The 16,782-nt window shown below is 71.6% G+C and carries 16 protein-coding genes; 9 read left to right on the top strand and 7 right to left on the bottom strand.

All coding sequences use genetic code 11. The features are described 5' to 3' along the window. Positions 1-4: 4 nt before the first annotated feature. Positions 5-883 carry a serine hydrolase gene (locus ACFYML_RS07630; RefSeq protein WP_387419819.1) on the bottom strand — a complete coding sequence of 293 codons (879 nt, stop codon included), beginning with the start codon at positions 881-883 and terminating at the stop codon, positions 5-7. Between the two features lie 49 nt (positions 884-932). Between ACFYML_RS07630 and ACFYML_RS07625 the strand changes: the two genes are divergently transcribed. Continuing rightward, positions 933-1,904, top strand: a complete 972-nt coding sequence (locus tag ACFYML_RS07625; protein ID WP_387419818.1) for a LysR family transcriptional regulator — start codon at positions 933-935, stop codon at positions 1,902-1,904. Between the two features lie 8 nt (positions 1,905-1,912). Here the strand turns inward: ACFYML_RS07625 and ACFYML_RS07620 are convergent, their stop codons facing one another. The 4 genes from ACFYML_RS07620 to ACFYML_RS07605 are packed head-to-tail and all read right to left on the bottom strand — an operon-like array spanning position 1,913 to position 6,608. Beyond that, complete coding sequence (locus ACFYML_RS07620; RefSeq protein WP_387419816.1) at positions 1,913-3,220, bottom strand: toxic anion resistance protein; 1,308 nt, start codon at positions 3,218-3,220, stop codon at positions 1,913-1,915. A 13-nt stretch (positions 3,221-3,233) separates the two neighbouring features. Beyond that, positions 3,234-4,376 (bottom strand): hypothetical protein, encoded by a 1,143-nt coding sequence (locus ACFYML_RS07615; RefSeq protein WP_387419815.1) that lies wholly within the window; start codon positions 4,374-4,376, stop codon positions 3,234-3,236. A gap of 10 nt (positions 4,377-4,386) precedes the next feature. Next, complete coding sequence (locus ACFYML_RS07610) at positions 4,387-4,986, bottom strand: hypothetical protein (RefSeq protein ID WP_387419814.1); 600 nt, start codon at positions 4,984-4,986, stop codon at positions 4,387-4,389. Further along, positions 4,983-6,608 carry a VWA domain-containing protein gene (locus tag ACFYML_RS07605; protein ID WP_387419813.1) on the bottom strand — a complete coding sequence of 542 codons (1,626 nt, stop codon included), beginning with the start codon at positions 6,606-6,608 and terminating at the stop codon, positions 4,983-4,985. The genes ACFYML_RS07610 and ACFYML_RS07605 overlap by 4 nt, the downstream gene beginning before the upstream one ends. A gap of 245 nt (positions 6,609-6,853) precedes the next feature. Here ACFYML_RS07605 and ACFYML_RS07600 point away from each other — a divergent pair, with 245 nt between their 5' ends. Together ACFYML_RS07600 and ACFYML_RS07595 are read left to right on the top strand one after the other, a co-directional pair. Then, positions 6,854-7,684 (top strand): aldo/keto reductase, encoded by an 831-nt coding sequence (locus tag ACFYML_RS07600; RefSeq protein WP_387420008.1) that lies wholly within the window; start codon positions 6,854-6,856, stop codon positions 7,682-7,684. 381 nt (positions 7,685-8,065) lie between these two features. Then, entirely contained in the window at positions 8,066-8,947 is an 882-nt protein-coding gene (locus ACFYML_RS07595) for a hypothetical protein (RefSeq protein WP_387419811.1), read from the top strand. Here ACFYML_RS07595 and ACFYML_RS07590 read toward each other — a convergent pair. Next, positions 8,937-9,785 (bottom strand): helix-turn-helix transcriptional regulator, encoded by an 849-nt coding sequence (locus tag ACFYML_RS07590; RefSeq protein WP_387419809.1) that lies wholly within the window; start codon positions 9,783-9,785, stop codon positions 8,937-8,939. The genes ACFYML_RS07595 and ACFYML_RS07590 overlap by 11 nt on opposite strands. Before the next feature lie 103 nt (positions 9,786-9,888). On the opposite strand from ACFYML_RS07590, the gene ACFYML_RS07585 reads away from it, so the two are divergent. The 3 genes from ACFYML_RS07585 to ACFYML_RS07575 all read left to right on the top strand — a co-directional run bounded on the left by ACFYML_RS07585 (position 9,889) and on the right by ACFYML_RS07575 (position 13,383). After that, positions 9,889-10,638, top strand: a complete 750-nt coding sequence (locus tag ACFYML_RS07585; RefSeq protein WP_387419808.1) for an SDR family oxidoreductase — start codon at positions 9,889-9,891, stop codon at positions 10,636-10,638. Positions 10,639-10,735: 97 nt separating this feature from the next. Then, positions 10,736-11,719, top strand: coding sequence for an aldo/keto reductase (locus tag ACFYML_RS07580; RefSeq protein ID WP_387419807.1), 984 nt, complete (start codon positions 10,736-10,738; stop codon positions 11,717-11,719). 296 nt (positions 11,720-12,015) lie between these two features. Next, positions 12,016-13,383: a glycosyltransferase family 2 protein gene (locus ACFYML_RS07575; protein ID WP_387419806.1), complete on the top strand. Its 1,368-nt coding sequence runs from the start codon at positions 12,016-12,018 to the stop codon at positions 13,381-13,383. A 262-nt stretch (positions 13,384-13,645) separates the two neighbouring features. On the opposite strand, the gene ACFYML_RS07570 is transcribed toward ACFYML_RS07575, so the two are convergent. Then, positions 13,646-14,158 carry a GNAT family N-acetyltransferase gene (locus tag ACFYML_RS07570; protein WP_387419805.1) on the bottom strand — a complete coding sequence of 171 codons (513 nt, stop codon included), beginning with the start codon at positions 14,156-14,158 and terminating at the stop codon, positions 13,646-13,648. A gap of 145 nt (positions 14,159-14,303) precedes the next feature. Here ACFYML_RS07570 and ACFYML_RS07565 point away from each other — a divergent pair, with 145 nt between their 5' ends. From ACFYML_RS07565 to ACFYML_RS07555, 3 genes are read left to right on the top strand one after another with little or no spacing between them, the layout of a single operon-like run. Further along, positions 14,304-14,858, top strand: coding sequence for an NADPH-dependent FMN reductase (locus ACFYML_RS07565; RefSeq protein WP_387419804.1), 555 nt, complete (start codon positions 14,304-14,306; stop codon positions 14,856-14,858). Between the two features lie 22 nt (positions 14,859-14,880). After that, entirely contained in the window at positions 14,881-15,894 is a 1,014-nt protein-coding gene (locus ACFYML_RS07560; protein WP_387419803.1) for an ATP-binding cassette domain-containing protein, read from the top strand. Then, the gene (locus tag ACFYML_RS07555; RefSeq protein WP_387419802.1) at positions 15,891-16,745 is read left to right on the top strand and encodes an ABC transporter permease; all 855 of its coding nucleotides are present in this window, start codon (positions 15,891-15,893) and stop codon (positions 16,743-16,745) included. The genes ACFYML_RS07560 and ACFYML_RS07555 overlap by 4 nt, the downstream gene beginning before the upstream one ends. Positions 16,746-16,782 lie beyond the last annotated feature (37 nt).

The raw sequence follows: 16,782 nt of genomic DNA, 5'->3' as shown, positions 1-16,782 counted from the left end.
AAATTCAGCGCAGCGCCTCGACGGCGAGCCGGGCCGCCTCGCCCATCGCCAGGTCCACGTCGATGTTCCGGGTGCTCAGCCGCTCGGTGCGGGCGAAGACCGCCACGGCGTACCGGCCGCCGTCGGGATATTCGGCGACCCCGGCCTCCAGGTGCAGGCCGGGCAGGGTGCCGGTCTTCCCGGCCACCCTGACGCCAGGCGGGAAGCCGGCGGCGAGCCGGGTCCAGAAGAGCTGCCGGCCCATCAGCTCCCGGACCAGCGCGCAGGCGGCCGGCGGTCCGGCCTCGTCGCGCCAGATCAGACCGAGCAGCCGGGTCATCTCCCGGGCGGTGCTGGCGGTGGTGTGCGTGGGGTCGAAGACGCGCATCGCCCGGATCCCCTCGGGTGGCAGGGTCGGGAAGATCCGGGCGAACTCCGCCTCGGTGCGGGCGCCGACGTCGGCGAGCATGGTCTCGACCAGTTGCCGGGGTCCGCCGACGATGCGGGTACGCGGCAGGTCCAGCTCGGCGGCGAGCATCGGCAGCACGTCCGGGCCGATCCGGCGCAGCAGCAAATCGGCGGCGGTGTTGTCGCTGACCGACATGGCGAAGTAGGCGAGGTCGCGCAACGACACCTCGACGTCGTCGGCGCAGCCGGCGACACCCCAGCCGCCGAGCCGGTCCGCGGCCCGCACGAGGACCCGCTCGACCGGGTCGAGCTGCCCGGCGACGGCCTGCCGGGCGAACTCCAGCACCAGCAGGATCTTGAAGACGGAGGCGATGACCACCTGATCGTCCGCCCGGACGGCCACCTGCCGGCTGCCGTCGTCCACGTCCATCACGTGCAAGCTGCCGCTGATGCCCGCCCGCTCGAAGATCGCCTCGACCTGCTCCCCCGCTGCCACCGACACACGCTAACCAGCGGCCGTCGGGAGCGGGCGTAGGGTGCGGGACGTGGATCTGCTGCGACACCTGCGGCACTTCGTCGTGGTGGCCCGGGAGTTGCACTTCGGGCGGGCGGCCGAGGTGCTGGGGATGGCGCAGCCGCCGTTGAGCCAATCGATCCAGCGCCTCGAACGGGAGCTGGGAGTTGCCCTGTTCGACCGGTCAGGGCGGCAGGTGCGGCTGACCACCGCCGGTCAGCTCCTGCTCGGCGAGGCCGACGACCTGCTCGCCGGGGAGCAGCGGCTGCGCAACCTCATGGACCAGGTACGCCGGGGCGCGCTGGGTGTGCTGCGGGCGGGCGTACCGCCGGAGACCCCGGCGGTGATACTGCGCGCGCTGCTCGACGGGCTCGCCGCCCGGGCGCCCGGGCTCGACGTCGACCTGCACGAGCTGACCAGCGCCGAGCAGCGGCGGATGCTGGGCGAGGGACGGCTCGACGTCGGCCTGCTGCACCACCCGGTGGAGGAGGTCGGGTTGCGGTTGGGTCCGGCCGTCGACGTGCCGGTGGGGGTGCTGCTGCCGCGGGCGTCGCCGCTGGCCCGGGCCCGGCAGGTGGACCTGGCCGGGCTGGCCGGGCTGGACCTGATCACCGCACCCCGGGCCACCGCACCCGGCTGGCACGACCACGTCCTGGCGGTGTGCCGGCGGCACGGTTTCGTGCCCGCCCGGGTCCGGCACGCCCGCAACCCGGAGTTCCTGTTCGGGCTCCTGCTGGCGGGCGGGGCGGTGGCCGTCGAGCCGGAGGCAGTGGCGCGCCGCGAACCGCGGATCGCCTGGCGGCCGCTCGCCGGCGCGCCGTTGGTGAAGCGCACCTCGGCGGCCTGGCCGGACCGGGCACCGCATCCCGCCGCGCCGATGTTCGCCCAACTCGCGGCCGAGGTGCTGGCGGTGGTCGAGCCGCCGCCCGGGCCGGCGGCGGTCGCGTCGGCCGCCCGCCCGTGGCCGGTGCTGTTCGAGGCGGGCCAGTCACCGGCCGGCTGACGCGCCGGTCAGCGTGGGGCGGGGACGACTGCCGGGGCCTGCTCCAGCACGGCCGTCGGAAGCTGCGGGCCGGCGGGCAGCGCCACCGGCTCCTTGGCCCGGGTGACCAGGTCGACCACGGTCCGGCTGAGCCGCTGGGCGGACTCCGACATGGACTGGTTCGCGGTGACGATGGCGGTGACCACCTCGGCCCGCTTCTGCTGGCCGTAGCGGACGGCGTCCTCGATGCCCCGGGCCTGCGCGTCGATCGACTCGGCCACCTCGAGGATGGTTTCCGGGCGGACGGTGGGGGTCTGGATCACCCGGGCGATCTGCGGCACGGCCGTCTTCGACGCCGCCGCGTACGCCGACAGCACGTCGTTGGCGCCGTCGGCGACCGCCTGCTGCATGTCGGCGGCCTGGTTGGCCTGCAACAGCAGCGCCCACTGGGCGATGGTGAGCTTCATCGTCGGGAGGGTGAGGTTCATCAGCAGGGCGAGACGCTGGCCGAGCCCGTAGTTGAGGGTGCGGATGTTGCGCACCTGCGGCGAGGTGGACCAGGCGACGAAGAGGCGCTGCTGGAACTCGTTGATCCGCACCTCCAGCGCTTGGGCGAACTCGGTGACCAGGGAGAGTCGTTCCTGCTGGTCCCGTTCGTCGGGTGCGCCGGGGGTGACGGTGATCGACCTGGCGTCCGCCAGCGCCGCGTCGCGGATCAGCTCCATCACCGCGACGACGCCGACGAGCTGCCCGATGGCCGCCTCGTTGGCCTTGTAGAGCTCGTCGCAGAGCACCACGTTGCGGCGTAGCTCCAACTGCTTGTCGCTGAGCTGCCCGGCGATCCGGTCGAGCTGCTGCTCGACGGTCCGGGCCTCCTCGAACAGCATCTCCAACAGGTCCCGCCCCTTGCGGAACAGGCCCCGAATGGCGTCGGAGAACTTGGTGAAGGTCTCCCGCACCCTGGGGTCGCTCGGGTCGTACTTGCGGCGGAAGCTGCGCATCCGGTCGTTGATCTCGTGCATGATGCTGGTCAGTTCCGGGATGTCGACCCGGCCGACCTCTCGGAAGATCCGGCTGACCTGCGCGTTGACCTGGTCCAAGGCCTGGTTGCCGAAATTCGCCAGGGCTTCGGTGTTGGCGAGCATGGTCGGGTAGAGCTGGCGGGCGGCCTGCTCAGCCTGGGTCCGCTGCGCCGGGGTGAGCAGGTCGGTGCAGGAGAAGGTCTTCGGTTCCGCGGTGGCCAGCGCGGTGGTGATGGCCGCGTCGGCCGCACCGGCGGGCGGATCGGCCTGGCCGCCGACGATGCTGCCGAAGTCGATCTGGAGTCCCTCGGTCATAACGTGGGTCCCTTCACTTGCAGGTGGTGGCGTCCTTCATGCAGCTGAGCAACGCGAGCGTCACGTCGGCGGCGGGGGCGGGAGCGGCCCGGAGCTGGTCGGCGAGCCCGATGTCGGGGAAGTCGGCGACGTCGTTCGCGCCGACCTGCACCGCCGAGCGGAAGCCATACCGCTGCCAGGCGATGTCCTGGATCTTCGGGTCCTTGAGCGCGTCGATGAGCCGGCCGGCGGCTGGGTCGAGGGCGAGCACCGGGTGGTCGCTGTAGATGGTCGGATCGGGGTAGAGCACCCGGACGTTCTTCAGCAGGTTGGCGCTGTTGTCGCCGCTCTGCACCACCTGCTGGATGATCTGGTTCTCGTAGCCGGCGTACAGCGGGGCCTTGAACTCGCCGCCCTGGGTGAGCCATTCCCGGAAGCCCGAGTCGGAACTGCGGGACTGCAGGCCCTGCGCGTCGTGCAGCGCGCGCATGGTGGGCAGGGCCCGGCGCGCCTGGGCGAGGCTCGGGGCCGAGAACCCGTCGGCGGTGGCGATGACGTTGAGCTGGAGCTGCGCCAGGGTGAATCCGCTGTTGGACTTGGCGGGATCGGTGCTGGCCACGGTGATCGGGCCGCGCAGGTCGGCCGCGCCGATCGCCTCCCAGGTGCCGCGCTTGACGACGTGGTCGAGGAGCAGGCTCTTCATGTCGACCACGAAGTACCGGTCGCCGCGGCGCTGCACGATGCCCTTGCGCAGGAGCGCGTCGGTGCCGCGCGGTCCGGCGTAGATGACCTCGGGCGACTGGAGCAGGTTCTCCCCGCGGTAGTCCGGGAAGGCTCCGGTGTGCTGGGCCTCGAAGACGCTCTGGGCGCTGGCGCTGGAGGGCCAGAGGCAGTCCAGCTTGCGGGCCTTGATCTCGTCGGTGCTCAGCTGCACCTGGTCGTAGGAGCCCAGTGGCTGGAAGGCGACCACCAGCCGGTAGTCCTCGCGCAGGATCCGCTTGACCTCGCCGTCGGCCATCAGCTCGGACTTCTCGGAGCCGCCCACGCAGGTGACGGTGGTGGGTGGGCCGGCGGTCGCCGGAGTGTCCGCGGAGCGGCGCCAGAGCAGCGCCGCGACGACGCAGACGGCGATCACCGTGACCAGCCCGATCAGGAACCGGGTGCTGGGCAGTCTCAACGTGACTCCTTCATCGGCCCAGGTCGGGCAGGCTGGGTGGGGCGACGGTGTCCAGGTTGGCGGTGTACTGCGCGATGTCGCCCTGGTTGACCAGCCGGACGCTGTCCAGGGCGAAGTCGGCGAAGCGCCGGAACGCGGCTTCGCCGTTGCGGCGCAGCATCTCCGGGTCGTGGTAGAGCACCGGCTGGCGCTGGATGTCGAGGTACTGGCGTACCGCGCCGTCGAGGCTGCGCAGATGGCCGCCGACCTGGGCGGCGGTGGAGTAGAGGCTGTCCGGTGAGCGGTCGCGGACCCGCTCGAACAGCTCGGGGACGTACCGGCAGGCGTCGTCCAGGGCCCGCCGGGCCGCCGGGCTGCGCACGTCCCGGGCGAGTCGCTCGACGCCGCGCAGCACGCGCAGCGCCTCGCCCACCCGGTCGTCGGCCTCGTCGGCGTAGCTGTCGCTGGCCACCCGGGCGGCGGAGCGGTCGTCGAGCATCAGGTAAAGCCCGAGCGCGACGGCGGCGGCGAGCAGCGGTGCCCAGAGCAGGCTGCCGGTGATGGCGAACACCAGCGCGAAGGCGCCGACCGCGGCAGCCAGGGCGACGGGCGCGGCCAGCCGGCGCCTCACTTGTACCCCGCCGCCTGCCGCAGGGCCGCCACCAGATCGTCCTGCCGGACGAAGGTGCCGTTGGTGGCGTCGGCGACCTCCTGGAGCTGGGTGGGGTCGGCGCCGCGGCCGAAGGCGATGGCGACGACCGGCACGCCGGCCGACCGTAGCGCGGCCAGGGCCCTCCCGCGCCGCTTGCTGTCGGACTGGCCGTCGGTCATCAGCACGACCAGCCGCTTACGGTCGTCGGGCTGCGGCCGGGCCAGTTCGTCGGCGGCGCGGAGCAGGCAGGCGTACATGTCGGTGCCGCCGTCGGGCCGGTAGCCGGTGACCTTGCGGACCAGGTCGCGCAGTGCGGCGGGGTCGTTGCCCGGCACGGTCCACGGGCTGCCGCCGGTGATGTCGCCGTTGAAGATGCTGACAGTCGTGGTGTCCTTCGGATGGGTCTGCAGGAAGTTCAGGGCGGCCTGCTCGGGGTCGAAGATCTGCCCGGCGGCGGCCTGGATGCCGGTCCAACCGTCGTTGTCGCCCATCGAACCGCTGCCGTCGAGGCAGTAGTAGACGGCGCCCGGCCGGCGGTAGCGGGTCTGGTAGCGGTCCAGCGCGGCCTGGATGACCGGGGCAGACGGGAACTGGATGGCCTGCTCGTTGATGGTGCCCTGGATGCCCCAGGCCGGGTTGAACACGGCCGGGTCGGGTTTGTCGAGGGTGAGTCCGACGCCGGCGGCGGGGCGGCGGCCCAGCTTGAGCAGCGCGGCCTGTGCGCCAGCGTCCTTGAGCAGGTGGTTCTGCAGTTCGGTGAAGATCCGGTGGGCGTTGTCATTGCCGCCGTGCGGCAGGAAGCCCAGCGGCGCGTCGCTGACCGCGAGGGAGCCCCGGGGGTACGCCACCAGCAGCGGTTCCCGGCCGGCCTTGACCAGCTCGGTGTTCTTCTCGATGACCAGGTCCTCGTAGGTGAACATGGCACGGCACTGGTCCGGGCGGGCGAGGCACTCGGTCATCAGGGTGCCGGTGGAGGGCGGGGTCTGGTCCATCGCCTTGACGAACCGGGTGACGCCCTGCTCGACGGCGGGCGAGTCGAGTTGCTGCTGGGTGAGCGGGGTGCCCGGGCCGTTGCTGGCGAAGTGGTTCAGGAAGCCGAAGAGCACCGTGGCGCCGGAGTTGGACTGGGTGGGGTTGGTGATCCACACCCTGGTCCGCCCCGATTCGACGGCCTGCAGGATGTCGGCGATCGGCACGTCGGAGCGGCCGGCGAAGCCGAGTTTGTCCATCTCGGAGCGCCAGGCGGCGAAGACGACCGGGGTGAGGAACATCGGCTGCACGTCGCGCAGCGCGCTGGCCCGGTCGCCCAGTTGCAGGAAGACGCTGGAGGCGAACCAGTACGCGTCGAAGTCGGCGCTGCCGGAGGCGAGCATCCGGGCCTGGTCCACCGAGCCCTTGAAGGTGACCTCGCACCGGTAGTGCCGCTCGGCGCACCACGGCTTCACGACGGTGTCGACGACGGCCTGCTGTTCACTGCCGGCGACCATGCGCAGGGTGCCGGTGGTCGGCCCGTCTGTCCGCCGCGTCGTCGGCCCGTCTGTCGTACAGCCGGTGATCAGCACCAGCGCCACAGCCAGCGCCGTGAGTCTCTTGGCCCGCACCTGCACCCCGCTCCTGTCCGGTGGAAATCCGCATCCGGGCGGATCGAGGTCGTTGGTAGCACCGGCAAACCAACGGGACGGCCAACCTTGAGTGAACTCCAGGTGTCATGATCGTTTGTCGCGGATCACCGTCGGCCCGTCGTGAGGAACCGCCCCGATCGGGTAGGAGAGCCTGGTGGTATGGCCCGGACGAGGACGTGGAAGCGCTTCCGGGCACCCTCGACGATGGGAGATGAGGCTCGACCATCGCACTCAACGACGGCAACACCATCCCGCAGCTCGGCTTCGGGGTCTTCCAGGTCCCGCCGCAGGAGACCGCGCAGGCCGTCGGCACGGCGCTGGAGGTCGGCTACCGGCACATCGACACCGCCCAGATGTACGGCAACGAGGCCGAGGTCGGGCAGGCGGTCCGCGCCTCCGGGCTGGACCGCGGCCAGGTCTTCGTCACCAGCAAGCTCAGCAACGGCTTCCACCGCCCCGACGACGCCCGCAAGGCGTTCGAGTCGACGTTGCAGGCGCTCAAGTTCGACTACCTCGACCTGTTCCTCATCCACTGGCCGCTCCCCACGCGGTACGACGGGGACGTCGTCTCGACGTGGCAGGTGCTGGAGGAGCTTCAGCGCGACGGCGGGGCGAAGTCGATCGGCGTGTCGAACTTCCAGGTGGCGCACCTGGAGCGGCTGGCCGCCGAGGCGCAGGTGATGCCGGCGGTGAACCAGATCGAGGCACACCCGTACTTCGACAACGAGGAGGTCCGCGCGTACGACCAGGCCCACAACATCATCACCGAGGCGTGGTCCCCGATCGGCCAGGGCAAGGTGCTGGACAACCCGACGATCACCGACATCGCCGAGGAGATGGGCCGCACCCCGGCCCAGGTGGTGCTGCGCTGGCACATCCAGCGCGGCGACGTGGTCTTCCCGAAGTCGACCACCCCGAAGCGGATCGAGGAGAACTTCCGCATCTTCGACTTCGCGCTGGACGGCGCCACGATGGACCGGATCGGCGGCCTGGGCCAGGGCGAGGCCGGCCGGCAGGGACCGAATCCGAACAGCTTCGACTACCTGCCGAGCTGAGCGACGGCGAACCGGACCCGTTCGGGCCCCGTCGTCTGCCCGGGGTAGTTCTTACGAGACTGCTACGGCGCCCTTGCCGGTCTGGTTCGGGGCCGGTGGGGCGGGTTGGGATCGGGATACCTCTGTCCTTCCATGAACGGGGACCTGATGCGACCGTCCACTCTGCTTCGATCACTCGGTGCCGCCGCGCTCGCGGGAGCACTGCTCACCGTCACCCCCATCGCCGCAGGCGCCGCGCCCGGCGGCCGACCCGGCAAGCCCAGCCCGAGTCCCACCGCGAACCCGAGTCCCACCGCGAGCCCGAGTCCCACCGCGAGCCCGAGTCCCACCGCGAGCCCAACTGGAAGCCCCACCCCCACACCAAGCAGCACCAGCGCCCTCATGCCTGTGGTGTCGGGCGGCACGGTGACCCCGTCGACCATCACCGCCGGGCAGCTTGCCACCCAGACCGTCATGCTCTCCGGCCCGGCACCGGCGGGCGGGATCTGGGTCTGGCTCTACGCGGACGTGGTCTACACAAGGTTCGTGGGGAGCGGGGTCTACGTGCCGCCGGGGCACAGCAGCGTCAGCTTCCCGATCCGGCTCGCCGCGAACGTGGCACAGACACAGGTCAGGGTCCTCCACGCCCAGGCACCGGGGCAGAACCTCGTCCCCGCGGGGACGGTCACCGTCGTACCGGCCGATCCGACGGTGCAGGGGGTCAAGGACCTGCGGTTCGACCGGCGGGTCGTCATCGAAGGACAGACCGTGACCGGGACGGTGGAGCTGACCTCGCCGGCGATGGCCGGTGGCCTCAACGTCGACCTCTGGTCGAACAGCGCGTACGGCGGAGTTCGGGTGGTGGTGCCGCCGCTGGTCGTCGTGCCCGAGGGAGCCACCACGGTCAGCTTCACCGTGCCCGTCTACGGCGACGGCGTACCGAGCGAGGGGAACCCCGGCGCGTACCTGGGCGGCACTCGCGACAGCACACCGGTCGCCGCGGTGCCGCCGGCCTTCGCCGTCGGACCCAGCTTCGTCAAGGTCGGCCGCACCGTCACCGGCGTGGTGGGCATCGGCCCCGCCTCGAACCCGGACGGCACCCGGGTAGGGCTCACCGTCGACCTGGCCGGGGTGAGCGTCCCCACCACCGTCGAGATCCCGGCGGGCAGCCCGGGGGCGGTCTTCCCGATCACCGGGGCGGCCGACCTGTCACCGTCCGCGATCGGCACCCTCACCGCCACCTGGAACGGGCAGAGCGCCACCCGCTCCTTCGTCACCGGCTAGTGACGCGCGACGTGCGCTCGCCGATCCGGCGGAAGGCCGCCTGGGTCGGCGAGCCCGGCTCGGGCACGTAGACGATGAGCCGCTGGTCGGTCTCCGGGACCTGCAGCACCCGGCACTCGAACTCCAGCGGGCCCAACTCCGGATGGGCCACCCGCTTGACGGTGGGGCGCCGCTCCCCCACCTCGTGCTCGGCCCAGAGCGCGGCGAACCGCGGCGACGTCCCCAGCAGCTCGGTGACCAGCCCGGCGATCGCCGGGTCGGTCGGGTAACGGCCGTACGCGGCCCGCAGGTCGGCCATCGTGGTACGGGCGAAGCGCAGCGTCTCCGCGTCGGTCCAGTACGACTCCGGGACCTCCCGGCCGAACATCCAGCGGATCATGTTGCGTTCGTCGGCCGGCACCGCCGACAGCTCGCCGACGAACCAGGTGGCCAGCCGGTTCCAGGCCAGCACCTCGTACGCGGCGTCGACCAGGTACGCGGGCGTCTCCGTCATCGCGTCCAGCAGGTGCCGCAGCCCCGGCGGCACCTGCCGGCTCGGCCCGGTCGGTTCCGGCGGGCTCTCCCCGGCGATCCGGAACAGGTACGCCCGCTCGTCGCGGCCGAGCAGCAGCGCCCGGGCCAGCGCGGCGAGCACCTGCCGGGACGGGTGCGGGCCGCGGCCCTGCTCCAAGCGGATGTAGTAGTCGATGGACATGCCGGCGAGCTGGGCGACCTCCTGCCGGCGCAGGCCCGGCGTGCGGCGGCGTACCCCCTCGGGCAGGCCGACCTCGGCGGGGCGCAGCCGGGCGCGGCGGGTGCGCAGGAAGTCGGCCAGCTCATCGCGGCGCAGGCTCGTCATGCCCTCAAGCCTGCCGCAACCCCGGCCGCCGAGGGTGGTACCGCCGGTACCAGCCTCGGCGGGCCTCTCCCGGCCAGCCCGTCGCGGCGGCAGCCTCGGTGCCATGACGACGACGATCGCCCTGATCACCGGGGCCAAAAAGGGAATCGGGCTGGCCACCGCCCGGCAGTTCGGCGCGCGTGGGTGGACCGTGCTGGTCGGCGCGCGGGACGCCGCGCGGGGCCGGGAAGCGGAACGGACGCTGCGCGCCGAGGGCACGGACGCCCGGTTCGTGCCACTGGACGTCACCGACGAGGTGTCGGTCGCCGCCGCGGCCGAGCTGGTCGAGCAGGAGTACGGCCGCCTGGACGTGCTGGTCAATAACGCTGGCATCATCCGCGCCGACGGGTCGGCGCTGCCCAGCGAGACCACCCTCGCCACGCTGCGCGAGGTGTACGAGACGAATGTGTTCGGGGTGGTAGCGGTGACCAACGCGTTCCTGCCGCTGCTGCACAAGGCCCCCGCCGCGCGGATCGTGAACGTCTCCAGCGAGGTCGGCTCCGTCGCGGTGATGACCGACCCGCAGGGCGCCCTGTTCGAGCTGACCTCGGTGCCCTACCCGTCGTCGAAGGCGGCGCTGAACATGGTCACCGCGATGTACGCCAAGGAACTGCGGGACACCGCGATCAAGGTGAACGCGGCCAACCCCGGCTACTGCGCCACCGACCTCAACCACCACTCCGGCTTCCGTACCCCCGAGCAGGGCGCGGAGGTGAGCGTGCACCTGGCGACGCTGCCGACGGACGGGCCGAGCGGGCTGCTGTGGGGTTTTCAGATGGACGCCGGCGGCGGCTACGGGGTGCTGCCGTGGTGAGGGCCGTCCCGGCTGCCGCCGTGGCGCGGGCTTGACTTCGAGCGCGCTCGAAGGTCGAGGGTGGTCGGCGACGGCGCTCATCCCACGGGGAGGATCCATGAGATACCGCACGATCGGCACCGACCCGGCCACCCGCCGCGAGGTCAGCGTGCTCAGCCTCGGCGCGATGCTGTTCGGCACCGCCACCGACGAGGCCACCTCGTACGCCATCCTCGACCGCTACGTCGAGGCCGGCGGCACGTTCATCGACACCTCGGACAACTACGCCTTCTGGCAGAACGGGGGCCAGGGCGGGGAGAGCGAGGAACTGCTCGGCCGCTGGCGCCGCAGCCGGGGCGTCGGCGCCGAGGTGTTCATCGCCACCAAGCTCGGCGCGCGGCCCCTGGCCCCGGGGACCAGCTATGTGGACAACCCGGAGGGGCTGTCGGCGAAGGTGATCCGCGAGTCGGCGGAGCGGAGCCGGGAGCGGCTCGGCGTGGACCGGCTCGACCTGCTCTACGCGCACATCGAGGACCGGACGGTGCCCTTGCGGGAGACCGTGGAGGGTTTCGCGGAGCTGGTCGGCGAGGGCAGCGTCGGGCTGCTGGGCGCGAGCAACCACCGCGCCTGGCGGGTGGAGCGGGCCCGGAGCATCGCCGCCGCGGCCGGCCTGCCCGGGTACGAGGTGCTCCAGTATCACCGCAGCTACCTGCCCCCGCGGCTGGACCTGCCCAGCGAGCTGGACCCGGACGGCGACGTCGGCTGGGCCGGCCCCGACCTGGCCAGCTATCTGCGGGCCGAGCCGCAGCTCGCCCTGGTCGCGTACTCGCCGCTGCTCAAGGGCGCGTACGCCCGGCCCGACCGGTTGGGCCTCGAGTACGACCTGCCGAGCACCCCGGCCCGGCTGGCCGCGCTGCGCGCCGTGGCGGCGGAGACCGGCGCCACGGTCAACCAGGTGGTCCTGGCCTGGCTGATGGGCGGGGACATTCCGGCGATCGCCCTGGTCGGCGCGTCCTCGGTGGCGCAACTGGACGAGAGCCTCGCCGCGGTCGACCTGGCGCTGACCGCGGAGCAGCGGGCGAGGCTGGACGCGGCCCGGTGACGGATGCCCACCGATCCACCGTTCGGCCGGGCCAGCCCGGCCGTCCGCGCGGCCCGGCCACCCTCACCGGCACGCCAGGGTCCGCCACCTGTGTGGGGCCGGGGCCGTACCGCCGGGGAAGCCGGCGACATGGGTCTGGCTGACGGGACAGTCAGGCAGCGAGATTGGTTCGTATTGCCGTGGGGTGCGGATCGCGATCGCCGAATACTGTAAGCGGCCGGAGGGCCGGCGCCTCGCGGCGGTAGGCAGCGGCGCCGATGGCGCGCGCACCAACAGGAACGGATACCTCGCATCCCATGAGCACCTACCGGCGGACCCCGGTCGCGGTGGCGCTGCCCGCGTACAACGAGGTGGCCAGGGGGAGGGCACGGGTCGCCCAGACCCGGCCGGTGGACCGGCCCATCGTGACGCCGAACAACCGCTCCAACGACGCCGCCGCCATCGCCGGCCGCGCCGCAACAGAGGTGTGGCACCGGCCCCACCCGATCCCGCACCGCCAGGGCCGGCACCGCCGGCCTGCCCGGGAGCGCCATCGTGGCGCCGGGCGGCGCGACGCGGGGCAGTCGGTGAGGAGAAACGCGGCTGCGGCCCGTGGTAGCGCCAAGGTGCCTGGGCGGCTCATCGTGCTGGTTCCTGCGCACAACGAAGCCCAGGGGATCAGCCAGGCGGTCACCGCGCTGTTGCGGCAGACGTACCAGCCCACACAGGTTGTGGTCATCGCCGACAACTGTCGGGACGAAACGGCGAGACTGGCCGCACAGGCCGGTGCACGCGTCTTCACGACGTACGAGAACCGACACAAAAAAGCGGGCGCGCTGAATCAGGTTCTGGCCCAACTGCTACCGCGGCTGGCGAGTGACGACTTCGTGATGGTGGTGGACGCTGATTCGGTCCTGGACCCGCACTTCCTGACACACGCGGTGGCGAAGCTCAGCGCCGACCGACGGCTGGGTGCCGTAGGCGGCGTGTTCCGGGGCAGCAGCGGCAGCGGGTTCGTCGGCCACCTGCAACGCAACGAGTACATGCGGTACGCCCGGGACCTGGCCCGATTGAACGGAAAGTGCCTGGTGGTCACCGGGACCGCTGCGGTCTTCCGGGCAGGCACCCTGAAGGAAATCTCCGCGGCGAGACTCAGTGGCAAGCTCCCCACGGGCGACGGAGTGGGCGGCGTCTACGACACCACCGTCCTGACCGAGGACAATGAGATGACCTTCGCCCTGCGCCATCTCGGCTACACGGTCCTCTCCCCCAAGGAATGTTCACTGGTCACCGAGGTCATGGGCACCTGGGGCGACCTCTGGAGGCAGCGCCTGCGCTGGAAGCGGGGGGCCGTCGAGAACTGCTTTCAGTACGGGCTCACGCGCGTGACGTGGCGGTACTGGGGCAGGCAGTTGATGACGCTCCTCGGGGTGCTCGTCACGTTCGCGTATCTGGGATCCCTCGTGTACACCGTGGTCGCCTACGGGGGAATCCACATCCAGCCGTTCTGGCTGGCAATTTCCAGCATCTTTGTCGTCGAGCGGGTGGTGACCGTCCGCTATCGCGGCTGGAAGTACATGCTCGCTTCGGCAACGATGTACGAGTTGGTCCTTGACCTCTTTCTGCAATTCGTCCACGCCAAGGCATACGCAGATGCCATTCTGCGCCGAGAAAGGAACTGGTAACCAGAGATGTACAACAACGTGACTGCCCCTGCGGCTGCTGGTGCAGCTACTTCTGGTGGGCTCGCCGTCACCGGAGCCAGCACCGTCTGGGTCGTGCTGGCGGGGTTCGCCATGGTGGCTGTCGGATCCGCGCTGATGCGGATCGCTCCGAAGCTTCGCCGGTCTCGGTGAAGCTACCGCGACACTGACCCGACCGGTCCGGCCGACCCCGGCGGCGCAACGACGCGTCGCCGGGGTCGCCGTCTCTCAGCCGCCGGCGCCGTCACTTCTCGGTCTTGCCGGTCAGGTCGATGCGCCAGTCGTTGGAGCGGATCAGGTGCCCCGGCGGGTATTCGAACTCGGTCTCGCCGACTAGCGTGAAACCGGCCTTGCGGCAGACCGCGTTCGACGCCGGGTTCTCGACCGACGGGTAGGCGTGCGCCCAGCGCCGGCTCCCCGCGGCGCGGGCCGCGTCCAGCGTCGCGAGCACCGCCGCGGTGGCCAGCCCTCTTCCCTGGTACGCCGGCAGCACCGCCCAGCCCAACTCCCAGACCTGCTCGCCGCGCCAGGCGCGCTCCCAGTAACCGACGCTGCCCACCTTGGTCCCGTCCGGCAGCCCGATGGTGAACATGCAACCGGCACCGGTGCCGCTCGACCGCGCGTAGCGGGCGTTGCGGCTCACGACCTGCTCGTCGGTCTCCGGCCCGCCCGTGTGCCGCCGCACCTCCGGCGAGTTGAGCTGCCGCAACAGGTCCAGGTCGCCCTCGATCCACGGCTGGATGCGCACGTCGGCCATGCCGCCCCCTCGTCTCCGGCGCCATTGAAGCAGCCGCCACCGACACTCCGGGCCGCGTTCGGCGGCTCCGCCAGATCCGATCTGGCGGCTGCCGGCCGGCGTCTCGCGCCTGACGGGTGAGGCCCGACGGAGCCGGGGAGGAAGCATGGCGCCGCTACAGCTCGCCGTGATCATCGGCAGTACCCGCGAGGGGCGGATGGGCGACCGGATCGGTCGCTGGTTCGTCGACCAGGCGCGGCAGCGCGACGACGTGGCGGTGTCCGTCGTCGACCTCGCCACGTACGACTTCCCCGCCAGCTATCCGGCTGAGCCGACGGCCACCATGCGGTCGTTCGTCGAGGAGGTGAGCCGGGCGGAGGCGTTCGTCGTGGTCACCCCCGAGTACAACCACAGCTTCCCGGCCTCGTTGAAACAGGCGATCGACTACGCGTACGACGAGTGGCAGGCCAAGGCGGTCGGCTTCGTGTCGTACGGCTGCCGTTCGGTCGGCCTGCACGCGGTCGACCAGCTCCGGACGGTCTTCACCGCCCTGCACGCCGTGACGGTGCGCGACTTCGTCGGTGTCGACCTGCTCGGTGGTGAGTCGACGCCGCAGGTCGAGGACCAGTTGCGCCAGGACGCCCGGGTGCTGCTCGACGAGCTCTGCTGGTGGGGGCTGGCGCTGCGCGACGGCCGGGCGGCGCGCCCGTACGTCTCCTGATTGTCGAAGGAAGGTAGTGATCATGAGTAAACGGAACACCGGTCTGGCTGTCGAGGCCGACGGGCTGGTCCGCTCGTTCGGCGCGACCCGCGCGCTCGACGGTCTGGACCTTCAGGTCCCGGCCGGCACCGTCTACGGGCTGCTCGGCCCGAACGGTGCCGGCAAGACCACGGCGGTGCGGGTGCTGGCGACGCTGTTGCGCCCCGACGGCGGGCGGGCGCGGGTGTTCGGCCACGACGTGGTGACCGAGGCCGACGCGGTGCGCGCCCGGGTCAGCCTGACCGGCCAGTACGCCTCGCTGGACGAGGACCTGACCGGATCGGAGAACCTGGTCCTGCTGGGCCGCCTGCTCGGGCTGCCCAAGCCGGCCGCCCGGGCGCGAGCGGAGAGCCTGCTCGCCGCGTTCGGCCTGACGGAGGCGGCGGGCCGGCAGGTGAAGAAGTACTCGGGCGGGATGCGGCGGCGGATCGACATCGCGGCGAGCATCCTGAGCACCCCGGACCTGCTCTTCCTGGACGAGCCGACGACGGGGCTGGACCCGCGAAGCCGCAACCAGGTGTGGGAGATCGTCCGGGCGGTGGTGGCGCACGGCACGACGGTGCTGCTGACCACGCAATACCTGGACGAGGCCGACCAGCTCGCCGGTCGGATCGCGGTGATCGACCACGGCAAGGTGATCGCCGAGGGCACCCCGGGTGAGCTGAAGTCGTCGGTCGGCTCCGGCACCATCCATCTGCGGCTGCGCGACGCGGGCCAGCGGCCGGAGGCCGAGAAGGTGCTCCAGGCGGCGCTCGGCGTGCCGGTGCAGCTCGAAGCGGATCCGGTGGCCATGACGGCCCGGGTCGGTGAGGAGGGCAGCGACCTCGAGGCCAGCGAGCAGGCCGCCCGGGCGCTCGGGGAGCTGGCCCGCGCCGGCATCGTCGTCGACGACTTCTCCCTCGGCCAGCCGAGCCTGGACGAGGTGTTCCTTGCCCTCACCGACCACCCCGCCGTCGCGGCCGACGAGCGGGACGACCAGCTGGAGGCAGCCCGATGAGCGACACCGCGACCACCACCGGGCGGGCGCCGTCCGTCTACGTGCCGTCCGCCGAGGCGTTGTCGACGGTCCTCGCGCCGGCAGCCCGGCCACCGCGGCCGAATGCCTTGTCGGCGTCGCTCACGTTCGGCTGGCGGGCGCTGCTGAAGATCAAGCACGTGCCGGAGCAACTGTTCGACGTGACCGCGTTCCCGATCATCATGGTGCTGATGTTCACGTACCTGTTCGGCGGCGCCCTCGCCGGCAGCCCGCGGGACTACCTGCAGTTCTTCCTGCCCGGCATCATGGTGACCAGCGTCGTGATGATCACCATGTACACCGGGGTCGGCCTCAACAACGACATCGAGAAGGGCGTGTTCGACCGGATCCGGACGCTGCCGGTCTGGCGGCCGGCCGCGCTGGTCGGCATGATCTTCGGGGACGTGCTGCGCTACATCCTCGCCGCGGTGGTCATCCTCGGCGTCGGGCTGGCGCTCGGCTTCCGGCCCGGCGGCGGGCCGCTCGGCGTGCTGGCGGGCATCGGCCTGCTGGTGGTCTTCTCGTTCGCGTTCTCCTGGGTCTGGACGTTCTTCGGCCTGGTGCTGCGCAGCGAGAAGTCGGTGATGGGGGTCAGCATGATGGTGCTGTTCCCGCTGACCTTTTTGAGCAACGTCTTCGTCAACCCGAGCACCATGCCGGGCTGGCTGCAGGCGTTCGTCAAGGTCAACCCGATCACCCACCTGGTGGCGTCGGTGCGCGCGGCGATGGCCGGCTCGTCCGACGCGGCGAACACCATGTGGCTGCTGCTGTGGAGCGTCGGGTTCGTGGTGGTCTTCGGCTCGCTGACCATGTACCGCTACAACCGCCGCTGATCTTCCGCTCGACGACGGGCGCCCAGGCTTCGGCCGG

The sequence above is a fragment of the Micromonospora sp. NPDC007230 genome (genome assembly GCF_042869115.1).
In the GTDB taxonomy this organism is placed as follows: domain Bacteria; phylum Actinomycetota; class Actinomycetes; order Mycobacteriales; family Micromonosporaceae; genus Micromonospora.
This window is presented reverse-complemented; position numbering and strand designations above follow the sequence as displayed.

What these genes read in the sequence shown, in the direction of transcription:
- ACFYML_RS07580 (WP_387419807.1), top strand. Translation starts at nt 10,736, where the DNA reads ATGAGATACCGCACGATCGGCACCGACCCGGCCACCCGCCGCGAGGTC.
- ACFYML_RS07570 (WP_387419805.1), bottom strand. Translation starts at nt 14,158, where the DNA reads ATGGCCGACGTGCGCATCCAGCCGTGGATCGAGGGCGACCTGGACCTG.
- ACFYML_RS07560 (WP_387419803.1), top strand. Translation starts at nt 14,881, where the DNA reads ATGAGTAAACGGAACACCGGTCTGGCTGTCGAGGCCGACGGGCTGGTC.
- ACFYML_RS07585 (WP_387419808.1), top strand. Translation starts at nt 9,889, where the DNA reads ATGACGACGACGATCGCCCTGATCACCGGGGCCAAAAAGGGAATCGGG.
- ACFYML_RS07590 (WP_387419809.1), bottom strand. Translation starts at nt 9,785, where the DNA reads ATGACGAGCCTGCGCCGCGATGAGCTGGCCGACTTCCTGCGCACCCGC.
- ACFYML_RS07555 (WP_387419802.1), top strand. Translation starts at nt 15,891, where the DNA reads ATGAGCGACACCGCGACCACCACCGGGCGGGCGCCGTCCGTCTACGTG.
- ACFYML_RS07565 (WP_387419804.1), top strand. Translation starts at nt 14,304, where the DNA reads ATGGCGCCGCTACAGCTCGCCGTGATCATCGGCAGTACCCGCGAGGGG.
- ACFYML_RS07575 (WP_387419806.1), top strand. Translation starts at nt 12,016, where the DNA reads ATGAGCACCTACCGGCGGACCCCGGTCGCGGTGGCGCTGCCCGCGTAC.
- ACFYML_RS07595 (WP_387419811.1), top strand. Translation starts at nt 8,066, where the DNA reads ATGCCTGTGGTGTCGGGCGGCACGGTGACCCCGTCGACCATCACCGCC.
- ACFYML_RS07620 (WP_387419816.1), bottom strand. Translation starts at nt 3,220, where the DNA reads ATGACCGAGGGACTCCAGATCGACTTCGGCAGCATCGTCGGCGGCCAG.